Annotated in this window: 9 protein-coding genes; 5 read left to right on the top strand and 4 right to left on the bottom strand. The window is 68.6% G+C overall.

Annotation, left to right across the window (positions count from 1 at the left end):
• Positions 1-5 precede the first annotated feature (5 nt).
• Together ACWESM_RS10975 and ACWESM_RS10970 are read right to left on the bottom strand one after the other, a co-directional pair.
• Complete coding sequence (locus ACWESM_RS10975; protein ID WP_364424815.1) at positions 6-803, bottom strand: DUF1707 SHOCT-like domain-containing protein; 798 nt, start codon at positions 801-803, stop codon at positions 6-8.
• A gap of 3 nt (positions 804-806) precedes the next feature.
• Positions 807-1,910, bottom strand: a complete 1,104-nt coding sequence (locus tag ACWESM_RS10970; RefSeq protein WP_364424816.1) for a DUF1707 SHOCT-like domain-containing protein — start codon at positions 1,908-1,910, stop codon at positions 807-809.
• Between the two features lie 112 nt (positions 1,911-2,022).
• Between ACWESM_RS10970 and ACWESM_RS10965 the strand changes: the two genes are divergently transcribed.
• The 3 genes from ACWESM_RS10965 to ACWESM_RS10955 all read left to right on the top strand — a co-directional run bounded on the left by ACWESM_RS10965 (position 2,023) and on the right by ACWESM_RS10955 (position 7,714).
• Positions 2,023-2,442, top strand: coding sequence for a DUF5318 domain-containing protein (locus ACWESM_RS10965; RefSeq protein ID WP_355071181.1), 420 nt, complete (start codon positions 2,023-2,025; stop codon positions 2,440-2,442).
• A 450-nt stretch (positions 2,443-2,892) separates the two neighbouring features.
• Complete coding sequence (locus ACWESM_RS10960; protein ID WP_397276129.1) at positions 2,893-5,322, top strand: transglycosylase domain-containing protein; 2,430 nt, start codon at positions 2,893-2,895, stop codon at positions 5,320-5,322.
• Between the two features lie 661 nt (positions 5,323-5,983).
• Positions 5,984-7,714, top strand: coding sequence for a glycosyltransferase family 87 protein (locus ACWESM_RS10955; RefSeq protein WP_452491527.1), 1,731 nt, complete (start codon positions 5,984-5,986; stop codon positions 7,712-7,714).
• 21 nt (positions 7,715-7,735) lie between these two features.
• Here the strand turns inward: ACWESM_RS10955 and ACWESM_RS10950 are convergent, their stop codons facing one another.
• Positions 7,736-9,307, bottom strand: a complete 1,572-nt coding sequence (locus ACWESM_RS10950; protein WP_452491525.1) for a TerD family protein — start codon at positions 9,305-9,307, stop codon at positions 7,736-7,738.
• 28 nt (positions 9,308-9,335) lie between these two features.
• Positions 9,336-10,745: a TerD family protein gene (locus tag ACWESM_RS10945; RefSeq protein WP_452491523.1), complete on the bottom strand. Its 1,410-nt coding sequence runs from the start codon at positions 10,743-10,745 to the stop codon at positions 9,336-9,338.
• Positions 10,746-10,926: 181 nt separating this feature from the next.
• Between ACWESM_RS10945 and ACWESM_RS10940 the strand changes: the two genes are divergently transcribed.
• Both ACWESM_RS10940 and ACWESM_RS10935 read left to right on the top strand, forming a co-directional pair.
• Positions 10,927-11,550, top strand: coding sequence for an AIM24 family protein (locus tag ACWESM_RS10940; protein ID WP_355072071.1), 624 nt, complete (start codon positions 10,927-10,929; stop codon positions 11,548-11,550).
• Between the two features lie 6 nt (positions 11,551-11,556).
• Positions 11,557-12,252, top strand: a complete 696-nt coding sequence (locus ACWESM_RS10935; protein WP_356963104.1) for an AIM24 family protein — start codon at positions 11,557-11,559, stop codon at positions 12,250-12,252.
• Positions 12,253-12,254 lie beyond the last annotated feature (2 nt).

Below are 12,254 nucleotides of genomic sequence, written 5' to 3'. Positions count from 1 at the left end.
GCGGTTCAGCGAGTGGGTGGGAAGACCGCTAGCGGCTCGCCCGCGAAAGTGGTCGTCAGGTAGCCGGACGAGCCGTCCTTGCCCGTGACGTGGATCTCCACGACGGCGCCGCGATCGTATGGACCGTGCGTATCGAACTGCACGATGACCAGGGTGATCACGCCGTCCGGGCACCTCACCGTCCGCGGCGCACCGGCCAGCAGGCCCGCGATGGCGGGCACGTCGATGGCGGCCAGGTCGAAGCTGCGGGCCCCGCGTTCCCGCTGGGAGGTCCCGGAGGTGCGGAAGTCGCCGTTGTAGTGGTAGTCGCCGGTCTCGGAGGCGCTGCCGGGCTTCTGCCGGTCCACAACCGCATACTTCGGATAGAACGTGACCTCGTCGGCGTTCATATCGCCGAATTCGGCCCGGTACTCCGCGAGGAAATAGGCCAGCCCCGCGCCGGTGGTCAAGTCGGGAACGTCCTCCCCGAAGCCGGGCAGATCGACACCGCAACGGCTGATCCCCCCGACCATCGCGCCTGCCACCAGGGCCGCGACGACCACCGACACCGGCGCCAGCCAGCGGCGCGGACGCCGCCGGTCGACCCGGACCACCGGGGCATTCGCCAGCCCGTCGGGGATCTGCAGATCATCGATCAACGCCTCGAGCTCGCCGAAGGACTTCGCGCGCATGGCTCGAGCGGTACGCGCGGCGTGCTCGTCGGCGGTGAGCTGGCCGTCAGCGAGCGCGGCGTCCAGCAGCCCGCACACGTCGGCGCGGTCGGTGTCGCGGGCCCGGACGTCGCTGTATCGGGTGGTCGCCATCGCTCATCCTCCGAACGGCCATACGCGGCGCACCTCGCCCGTCGGGGTCAGCACGAAGTGGCCGCTTTCTTTCACCGCGTTGCTCACGTAGACCTCGATGACGGGTTGCCCGGCAGCAACGCCGTACCCGGGAGACAGACCGTTCACGCCCACCTTGAAATGCGTGACGACGCCGCCGGGCACTCGGGTCATGGTGGCCGCGTCGGCGAGAGCCCTGCCGATCGCCTCCACGTTCAGTCCGGCCAGATCCACCGACGGCGTGTCCGCCTTGCGTGTCTCGATCTGCATGGACTGGGCGAAACCACCGCGGTAGTCGTACTGGACCTTCCGGTTCGGCTGGCCGGGCACAGCCCGGGTGAGCGAGGCGTGATCACCGTGCATATACAGCTCGTCCACCTGGAGGTCGCCGAATTTCCGCTGGTAGTTGCGCAGGAAGGTGGCGATCCCCTCGGTGGTGACCAGACTCGGCGTCGGAACCACCACGGGCTGCACCGCCCCCACGTCCACGACCGGCGGGGCTTGCGCCGTGGATCGCGGTTCCGCCTCCTTGGTGACCGCGAGAAAACCGGCGCAGGCGGCCAGCGCCGCTGCCACAGCGACCGCGGCCCGATACCACTGGGGTCGATGCGACCGCGGCGGTCGCGGCGCGGGGGCGACGTCGCGTGGCCGCTGGAGATCCGCGACCAGATCGTCCAGATCTCCCAGGGTGCGCGCTTCCGCGGCGAGTTCGATGAGGGCGTCGTGCTCGTCTTCGGACAGCTGGCCATCGGCACGGGCGCGGTCGAGCAGTTCGCGCGTAGTGGCGCGATCGGCATCGCGCGCCCTGGTGTGACCGGGATAACTGCCGCCGGAACCGGAGCGGCGCAATACTTTTCGCGCGCCCGACGGGCGCCGCGCGGCGAACCCGCGCGCAGCGGCCGGGGTTTGCAGGTCGGCGGTGAGCGCGGCCAATTCGCCGAGCGTCTTCGCCGCCGCGGCCTGCGCGATCCGGTCGTGGTACTCGTCGGCGCCGAGCTGCCCCTCGGCGTAGGCGGCATCCAGAAGACCGGATGCGTCGGCGCGGTCGAGATCACGCGCTCGCATGCGCCCGGATGCTGCGGTGGACACAGACGGATCGTAGTCCGGGTAGCGGCGCGACGCGCTGGATCGGCCCGGTCGGGAACGGTCAATCCGCAGCAGCCCGGGGCGGCCCGATTCCATCCCCGCTACTCTGGTTCTCGTGCGAATTCAGCGGCAAGTTGTCGACTACGCCCTGCGGCGCCGGTCGCTGCTGGCTGACGTCTATGCGGGCCGGGTCGATGTCGCCGAGGTGTGTGATGCGAATCCTTATCTCTTGCGTGCGGCGAAGTTCCATGGCCGCGGGAGCGAGGTCACATGCCCCATCTGCCGGAAGGAACAGCTGACCCTCGTATCCTGGGTCTTCGGCGACGGCCTGGGGCCGGTCGCCGGATCGGCTCGCACACCCGAGGAGCTTGCGCGACTCGCCGAGACGCGCGAAGAATTCTCGGTTCATGTCGTCGAGGTATGCCGGACCTGCAGCTGGAATCATCTGGTGCAGTCCTATGTACTCGGTTCCGCGCCGGCACCGCCGCGACGCCGCTCCGGGACACGCGCGAACCGGCGCACCGCCGCCGAATGAAGTGCCTGGGTCGTCCCCGGCGGGTGACTCGCGGAGCCGGCATGCGTCCGCCGCGGTGACGACTACCGCTGATTGCCACCTGGACCGCTACGAGTTATGGAGATCTTGTCAGTGAATTCGCCCTACGAGCCCTACGGCGATGAGCCACATGGCGGTCGTCCTCCGCAGAGTTCACGTCCAAGTCCCAACCCGTATCAGAATCCCCGTCCCGGACCACCTCCCGGCGCCCGTCCGGTCCCGCCGCCCGGTGCGCGCCCTCTCCCCGGTGAGCCGCGCGGCCCCCAGCCGCCGCGCCGTCCCGGCCCTCCGCCGAACGGTCGTCCTCCGCAGGGCGGCCGTCCGCCCCAGCCGGGCCGACCGCCACAGCCCAACCGCGGCGCGCCCAATGGTGGCGCTCCCGGCCCCCAGCCTGCCCAGCGGACGCAGCGGCCGGCTTCCCTGACCGAGGCGGTGAACGAACGCGACAGGCGCGGCCCCGCCACCGGACCGCGTCCGGCCACCGGCGCACGTCCGGCGGTGGACCGTGACGGACGTCGCGTCACCGGTAGCGGCCCCACGACCGGCGAACGCAGGCAGGCCGCGGGCGGTCCGCCGTCGGGCCCGCCGCCGCGCCGCGGCGGCAGCGGCGGCTCCGACGGGCCGGGAAGGCGGCAGCCCGGGCAGCAGAAGAAATTCCCATGGCGGATCGTGCGCCGCACCCTCTACGTGCTGATCGCGCTGGCCATTCTGCTGCCCAGCGGCATCTTCCTGGCCGCGTACACCACGGTGTCGGTGCCGCAGCCGGGGGACCTGAAGTCGAACCAGGTGGCGACCATCTTCGCCTCCGACGGCACCTCGGTGATCAGCAAAGTGGTTCCGCCGGAAGGCAACCGGACCGACGTCACCATCGACCAGATCCCGCCGCACGTACGCAACGCGGTGATGGCCGCCGAGGACCGCGACTTCTACACCAACCCCGGCTTCTCGATCTCCGGCTTCGCGCGCGCGGCCAGGGACAACGTTCTCGGCCGGGAGAGTGCGGGCGGTGGCTCGACCATCACCCAGCAGTACGTGAAGAACGCGCTGGTCGGTGACGAGCACTCGCTAACCCGCAAGATGCACGAGCTGGTCATCTCGGCCAAGATGGCGCGGCAGTGGAGCAAGGACGAGATCCTCGCCGCGTATCTGAACACCATCTATTTCGGTCGCGGCGCGTATGGCATCGACGCAGCGGCCAAGGCGTACTTCGGCAAGCCGGTGTCGGAACTCACCGTCGCCGAGGGCGCGGTGCTCGCCGCCACCATCCAGCTGCCGTCCAGCCTGGACCCGGAGAAGAATCCCGAGGGCGCGAAGACCCGCTGGAACTACGTGCTCGACGGCATGGTCTCCGGCGGCAACCTGAGCGCGACCGAGCGACAGGGCCTGCAGTACCCGCAGGTCGTCCCGCTCTCCTCGACTCGGGACAAGGCGCAGGACTCCGGCCCCGAGGGCCTGATCAAGACCCAGGTGCTCAAGGAACTCGGCGCGGCGGGCATCAGCGAGCAGCAACTGAACACCGCGGGCTTGCAGATCACCACCACGATCGACCCGAAGGCCCAGCAGGCCGCGGTCGACGCGGCCACCTCGAAGATGAAGGGTGAGCCGGAGCAGTTGCGTACCGCCGTGGTCTCGATCGATCCGCACACCGGTGCCGTGCGCGCCTACTACGGCGGCGACAACGGCCAAGGTTACGACTACGCCAACGCCGGTTTGCAGACCGGTTCGTCGTTCAAGGTCATCGGCCTCGCGGCCAACCTGGAGCTGGGCATCCCGCTGTCGCAGATGTACGACAGCTCGCCGCTGACCGTGAACGGCATCAAGATCTCCAACGTCGAAGGCGAGGGTTGCGGCACGTGCACCATCGCCGAGGCGCTGAAACGGTCACTGAACACCAGCTTCTACCGGATGGAGCTGGACATGCAGAACGGCCCGCGCAAGATCGCCGACATGGCGTACAAGCTCGGCATGCCGGACACCATCGCGGGAGTCGGCAAGACGCTCACCGAGTCGGACGGCTCCGGGCCCAACAACGGCATCGTGCTCGGCCAGTACCAGGCGCGGCCGCTCGACATGGCCTCCATGTATGCGACGCTGGCCGCCTCCGGCGTCTACCACGCGCCGCACTTCGTGTCGAAGGTCGTGACCGCCGACGGTCAGGTCCTGCTCGACCGTGGTGAGGTAGCCGGTGAGCAGCGCGTTTCGGCCGCTGTCGCCGACAACGTCACCGCCGCGATGAAGCCGATCGCGGCCTACTCCCGTAACCACGGGCTGGCCAACGGGCGCGAATCGGCGACCAAGACCGGTACCGCGCAGCTGCTGGATACCGGCGAGAACAAGGACGCCTGGATGGTGGGCTACACCCCGTCGCTGTCGACGGCGGTGTGGGTCGGCAGCGTCGACAACTCGCCGCTGCGCAACTACAGCGGCGGCATGATCTACGGCTCCGGTCTGCCCTCCGACATCTGGAAGGCGACCATGGACGGCGCGCTCTCGGGGACTCGCAACGAGACGTTCCCGAAGCCCGCCCCCATCAAGGGCCAGGCCGGTGTCCCCGAATGGTCGGCGCCCTACACCCCGCCGTCCACTGTCGACTCTCCGCTTCTGCCACCCGTGGTGGTCGCGCCGACCCAGGTGGAGATTCTGCCCGGCATCACGATCCCGGTCCCCGGCGTCCAGCCCGCACCTCAGCAGCAGCGCCCGCAGCAGCAGCGTGAACCGGACTCCGGACCGCTGCCCGGCCAACCGGTCGCACCGTCCGACGGTGCCGCACCGACGGCCACCGGCTCACCGAGACCCGGCAACAACGGCAACTCGGGTAACAACGAAGGCACGAACGGAACCGCTCCGACACGGGGCCGATAGTTCGCCGGCGCACAGGCCGGGTCCGACCGCATCAGGTCCGGTCCCGGCCTTCGTCGTATTTGCGCCGGATTGCCGAGAGACGGCTTGCTCCCTGGGCTGGTAATTCCGGGAAGCCGTGATCGATCGGTCCGGTCGGCGAATTCCATTCCCGGCGCCCTCGGATGCAAGTACATATCCGAACTTCGGTGGACAGGATCACCGTGAAAAACGCCCCTCTGGGCAGACATTATTGGTCAGCAGGCGGATCACCGAACTCGCCAAGGATGTCCAGACCAGAATGCGTTGATCATGCGGGCCATCCCCGCCCGGCGTCATTCATACCCAACGCATGAGAAAATACGGAAAGGCTCGACCGCCCAACAGCGGTCGAAAGACCGAATCCTTTCAGCCCTGGCCAACGTATCCGATCGCAGCCAGGGCCGACACGAAGGAAGAGATCAGATCGGAGTCTTGTACCAGAAACCATTCGGATCCTGGTAGCACCTCTCCCTGGCACCCGCCCAGCTCGAGCATTCTGCGTACTTGAAGTATCCCTGCGGGACGACATACGTTCCGGATTACGCTCGCGATGCCCGGAGGCCGTGCGCGGATGGCAACGCGCGGAAGACCGAAGCCGACTCGGTCCGGACCGTGGGCCGTACTCCGGGTAGCCTCGGTTTCCGTGACCGATCAGCAGCTGGTGGAGCCACGGAGGAATGGGAGGGCACCGCTGTCGGACCAGAAGGCGCCCGGTGGGGCGTACTACGCCGCCCCTGCTCCGCTCGCCTCTGATCTGCGATCGGCGGACGCGCGGGACCGGCCGAGTCGCAACGATTCGCTCGCCGCGCAATTGTCGACGGTGATCGGTGGGCCGGTCGGTGATCATGCGCTGATCGGGCGGGTGCGGTTCTGGACGCCCATGCGGGTGCTGATGGCGTTCGCCCTGATGTTCCTGGCGCTCGGCTGGTTCGGCAAAGCGGGATGCATCCAGCAGACCACCGGCGCGGACGGTCCCACGCTCGACTGGAACAACGGCCGCCAGTACGTGGCGATGTGCTATTCGGACACCGTGCCGCTCTACGGGGCCGAGCGCCTGAACGAAGGCGCCTTCCCGTACAAGAAGCAGTGGACCGAACAGACTCCCGACGGTGGACGGGAGACGCGGTACATGGAATATCCCGTGCTCTCGGGCCTGTACCAGTACCTTTCGATGCGGATCGCGAAGAGCTGGGACGCTTCGCCGCTGCCCGGCGCGCTCCAAGTGGTGATCTACTTCAACGTCGTCGCGGTCGGTCTCGCCATGGCCTGGCTGATCACCGTCTGGGCATCGGCGTTGCTGTCCGGCCGCCGGATCTGGGACGCGGCGCTGATCGCCTGTTCGCCGTTGGTGATCGTGCACGCCTTCACCAATTTCGACGCGCTCGCGACCGCCTTCGCCGCGACCGGCCTGCTCGCCTGGGCCCGGCGCAAACCCGTGCTGGCGGGCGTGCTGCTCGGTCTGGGCGGCGCCGCCAAACTGTATCCGCTGTTGCTGCTCGGGCCGATCCTCGTGCTGTGCCTGCGTACCGAGACGAGGCAACGCACGCTGCGCACGCACCTCGGCCTGCGGATACGCGACATCGACGGCTGGCCGACCTTCCTGGCGTGGGTGCGGGAGACGCCCTACCGCATCCAATTCCTCAGCGCCCGACCGATCGGCGCCGCGTCCGTCGCGATGTGCGCCGCGCTGGCGACCTGGCTGGTGGTGAATCTTCCGATCGCCGCGTTGTTCCCGAACGGCTGGCAGGAATTCTTCCGGCTCAACACCACCCGGCACGCCGACCCGGACTCGATCTACAACGTGATCTCCTCGTTCACCGGCTGGCGCGGCTTCGACGGCGCGCTGACCTACGGGGAGCAGCCCGCGATCCTGAACGCCGTCTCACTGCTGGCGTTCGTCGCGGCCTGCGCGGTGATCGCCTACATCGGTTTCACCGCGCCTCGACGGCCGCGGCTGGCGCAACTGTGCTTCCTCGTGGTCGCGGCGTTCCTGCTGACGAACAAGGTGTGGAGTCCGCAGTACTCGTTGTGGCTGGTGCCGCTGGCCGTCCTGGCGCTGCCGCACCGGCGCATCCTGCTGACTTGGATGACCGTCGACGCGCTGGTCTGGGTGCCGCGAATGTTCTACTACCTCGGTTTGGACCGCAAAGGTTTGCCAGAGCAGTGGTTCACCGGCACCGTCGCCCTGCGCGACTTGGCGGTGGTGGGGCTGTGCGCCTTGATCGTGCGCCAGATCTACCGCCCGGAGGAGGACCTGGTGCGGCGCGACTTCGTCGACGACCCGGTCGGCGGTGTCGTCGACCGCATGCCGGATCCGCCGCTGCCCTGGCTGCCTGAGCCGCTGCGGCCGCGTACGGCGGTCGCGGGCGGCTGACCCGGTCGCCGGTTCAGGCGCTCACCTCGTACGCAGGAAGCGCGCCTGCCGTTCCGGCTCGTGCGGCAACAGGTCCAGATCGAGTTGCCACGCGCTGCCGGTCCATGGATCGAACAGCGGCGTGCCGCCGATCGTCGGCAGGTGGCGGCACGACTGCGACAGCATCGCCACGGTGGTGTCGGCCGAATCGGATTCGTTCGCGCCCACGATCACGATGGACAGTCCGATCAGCTCGCCGCGCGTGATCAACGCGCCGATGCGCTGTGCGTCCGAACTCTGGTAGCCGTGCGGAAAGTCCGCGGCCAGCAGGACCCGGTGCTCGCTGGGCGGCGTGAAAGCGCCGCTCGTATAAGCCAATTCCGCCAGTTCGGCCGCGTCCACCAGCGCTTGCAGCCGCGCCGAGATGTCGGCGTGGTCGGTGATCGGCGGTCCGTTCAGCACGGGAGCGAGCAGGCCGGTGAAGCCGCCGAACGCATCGGTGAGGTCGATGATGTCGACCAGCGTTCGCCGTTGCGGCGCCGTGGCGAGCAACCGCGCCAGCAGTGCGCCCACGACCGGCGCGACCGCACGGGTCGACTCGGCATCGATCCACAGCGGCCGATTCAGCGGCACCGGAACACAGTACGGAATACGCAGCGAGCCCCGGTCGAGCGCGTACAACTCACCGAGCCGGATACCGTCGCTCGGCGCGGACGGCTTGTCCCAAGCGGGTGAGTCCCAGGACGCGAGGGCGCGCGGCAGCACCCGGTCGGCCGCGGCGAGTTCGCCCATCAGCTGTTCGGCATCCCGCTGGTGGTTGCGCTCGGCGGTGTCGACTAGTTCGTCGTGCCGTTGCTGCGCGGCGCTGCGCGCCTGCTCGGCCGCCGGAGTGTTCCTGGTCGCGGGATCGGAGACGGCGAGCGACAGCTCGTGATCCAACCGCTTGGCCGCGTACTCACGTGCCGATACCAGCGCGGCGGCCGACCGCGCCACGTCCTCGAACACCATCCACAGCCGTTCCAGGCCGTGACCGACTTCCAGCGGCGCACCGGCAGCGGCGATCTGCGCGTCACCCGCCAGTGGACCGGACATGGTGTGCGTACCGGGTTGGTCGGCCTGCTCCGGGGCCGCACCGTCGACCTCGACGCCGTGCGCGGTGAGCAGCACGGCGAGGCCGCCCGCGTAACCCTGGCCCACCGCCCGCAGTTTCCAGGCCGGACCGCGCCGGTACACCTCCAGGCAGATCAGCGCCGTCTCACCGGATGACGGGGTGATCGCGAATTCGGCGGTCGCGCTGTCGTTCTCGGACAGGGTGGCGGTGACCGGCCCGAGCCCGCCCGCCCGCGCGGGGGCGGCCGGATCGACGCTGACCACCAGTAGTACGGCCTTCGCGTCCGCGCGCACCTCGGTGAGCGTGATCGTGACCCCGTCGGCCGCCAAAGCGACCCCTGCCGTGGCGGGCTGGTTGTAGAAGACGAAATCGTCGCTGGAGAACACCTTCAGGTTCTCCGCCACCACCAGCGCGGAAACATCGAGGGCAGCCTCGGCTTTCGCACTGAATCGAACGACCTCACCGGTCAACGGGATGTTCTGACCGGCCTGCAGTTGAATCACCTTGTCCGCCCTGCTGTCCCGCCGCCGATCAACCGTTGACGAGGAAGCGGCCGAGCTGCGGCACCGCCTCACCCGGATGCTTGGCCTGGAAGCCTTCGCCGAGCGCCTGCAGTTTCCAGTCGTTGCCCACCCGGTACAGCTTGGCCATCGCCATCGCGGTGAACGGCATGCCGCCCGCGAGGGTGTATCTGGCCAGCTCGCCGTTGTTCGTCCCGTCGACCAAGCGGCAGAACGCGTTCTGCACCTGCTCGAAGGTGTGGCCCTTGTAGGAGGTCACGATGAACAGCAGCGTGTTGACGTGCGCGGGGACGCGGGTCAGGTCGACCAGGATCACCTCGTCGTCGCCCTCGCCCTCACCGGTGAGGTTGTCGCCCTGGTGGCGGATGGAGCCGTCTTTGGAAGTCAACTGTCCGTAGTACGCGACGTCCACCGGGTTCATGTCGGCGAACATGATGACCGACGCGTCGAGGTCGATGTCGACCGTGCGGTTGCCGAACATGCCGCGGCTGCGCACCGGATCCCAGCCGAGACCCATCTTCACGAAGGTCAGCGCGGCGCCTTCCTTGCGCAGCGTGACGCGCTGCCCCTTGACCAGGCTGACCGGGCGGTCCTTGCTGAGGCTGACCTCGGCGGGCTGCTGCGGCTGCGGCGGCTGGCCGGGCGGCGGGTAGCCGGGCCCGGGGCCGGGCGGCGGCGGGTAACCCGGACCGGGCGGCGGATAACCAGGGGCACCCTGCGGTGGCTGGCCGGGGCCGGGCGGCGGGTAGCCAGGTCCGGGCGGCGGATAACCACCGGTCGGCGCGTACTGCGGCGCCTGCTGCTGGGTGGGGTACGCCGGGGTGGTCGGCGGCGGGTAGTTCGGCTGCTGCTGGACGGGCGGCTGCTGCGGAGGCGGCGGCGGGGCCTGGGGAGCCTGAGCGGGCTGGGCGGGAGCATCGTCGACCGTCACACCGTGATCGGTGACCAGCGCGGCGAAACCGCCCGCGTAGCCCTGTCCGACCGCACGCACCTTCCACGCACCCTGGCGGCGGTACAGCTCGAGCGCGATCACGATCGACTCGGTGTTCAGCCCGTCGATCCGATAGGCGTACAACTGATTTCCGGCCGCATCCGACACGATCGCGGTCGGGGCGGGGAACCTACCGAAATTGCTGTTCGCGTCGTCGAGCGTGATCACAGCGCGAATCTGATCGATGTCGGCGGGCACCGCGTTCAGCGACACAGCCAGCGACGCGGGCTGCCCCGCGGGCGCAGGCTGCAGATTGACCCCGGGGCCGCTCGGCTGGTTGAAGAAGACGAAATCCGCATCGGAACGGACCTTGCCCCGCTCGGTGACCAGTAGCGCCGACAAATCCGCCGGCGCCGTGAGCTGGACGGATATCACCACGTCGTTGGTGGCCAGCGGACCGTTCTGGCCCTTGGCGAGAGTTGCGGACAAGTTCGACCCTTCGCTTGTCGGTGCGTTCGCCTGACACTCTACGAGAAACGCGCTGCGCGGCGCTGGAATCGAACGGCCGTGCTGCCCCGACACCCCCGGAACCATCGGTTAGGGTGACGGCACGTAGATGGAATACGGCGATCCCACCGTGTTCCCGATCGAGACAGCAGGCAAACATTCCATGGCGCAACTGTTCGAGCAGTCGAAGAAGGTGATCGAGGCCCATCTGGCCGGCACCAGCCTCCGCGCGATCTCCGGTTCGATGATCGCCTACGAGGGAAACGTGCAGTTCAAGGCGGCCGGCTTCGGCGGTGGCGACGGCGTGCTCGCCGGGCTGAAGCGCCGAGCCACCGGTGAGAAGCTCTCGCTGATGGAGTGCGCCGGTCACGGACGAGTGTTCTTCGCGGTCAACGGCCAGCACGTCACCGTCGTCGACTTGAACAACGAGACGCTGCAAGTGGAGTCGCAACAACTGCTCGCGTTCGCCGGGAACCTCCGCACCGACGTGCGTTTCGCCGGTTTGCGCGGTGCGTCGACCGGACAGGGCCTGTTCACCACGACCGTCTCCGGCCAGGGCCAGGTCGCGCTGCTCTCGGCCGGCGGTCCGCTCATCCACCTGGAGGTCTCGCCGCAGTACCCGCTGATCGTCGATCCGGACGCGTTCGTCGCGGCGCGCGGAAACCTCAACCAGTCCTTCGTCACCGACGTGTCCTGGCGCAGTTTCGTCGGTCAGGACGCGGGCGAGGCGTTCTCGCTGCGCTGGGACGGCCACGGCGTGGTGTTGATCCAACCGGCGGAACGGTAGAGACGGATGTTCGAGAAGATCAACGGCAAAGTCGTCAAGGTCAACGTCGGAATGGCGGGCGGCGTGGTCGCTCGCAACGGCGCGATGCTGTTCTACACCGGCGATGTTTCCTTTGCCCCCCACCAGGTTCCGGGGGCGCAAGGGATGGGCGGCATGGGCGGGCTGATGGGGCTCGCGGGCCGCGCGATGGCGGGTGAGCACGAGCGCACCATGCTCGCGCAGGGCAATGGCGAGGTCCATTACGGATTCGCCGGCCTGGAGGTGCACGTCGTTCACATGCAGCCGGGTGCGACGTTGCGCGTCGAGGCTTCGCGACTGCTCGCCAACACCGCCGGATTGCAGAGTTCGGTGGTCTCCGTGATGAGTTCGGGTGGCGGAGGCGGTGGCGGCCTGATGGGCGCACTGCGTGGCGCCGCCTCGGGGGCGTTGACCGGACAGGGCCTGTTCACCACCCAGTTGTCCGGGCAGGGCGCCGCGGTGCTGCTCGCGCACGGCGGATTCCTGGAATTGCAAGTAGGCGGCCCGAATCCGGTCGTGGTCGATCCGCAAGCCTTCGTCGCCGCCTACGGCAATGTGCAGACCGAGCTCAAAGCGGCGCTGAGCTGGCGGGACGCCGTCGGGCGCGGTTCCGGCGAGGCGATGCAGTTGCATTGCGTCGGGCAGGGCGTCGTCTACGTGCAGGCCTCCGAAGAGAAGTTGTGAGC

It is taken from the genome of Nocardia sp. NPDC003999 (assembly GCF_053604885.1).
The sequence above is the reverse complement of the archived record's forward strand: the minus strand, read 5'-3'. Positions and strand labels throughout refer to the sequence as shown.

Coding starts and splice junctions, on each gene's coding strand:
- ACWESM_RS10940 (WP_355072071.1), top strand. CDS start 10,927: ATGGCGCAACTGTTCGAGCAGTCGAAGAAGGTGATCGAGGCCCATCTG.
- ACWESM_RS10975 (WP_364424815.1), bottom strand. CDS start 803: ATGGCGACCACCCGATACAGCGACGTCCGGGCCCGCGACACCGACCGC.
- ACWESM_RS10935 (WP_356963104.1), top strand. CDS start 11,557: ATGTTCGAGAAGATCAACGGCAAAGTCGTCAAGGTCAACGTCGGAATG.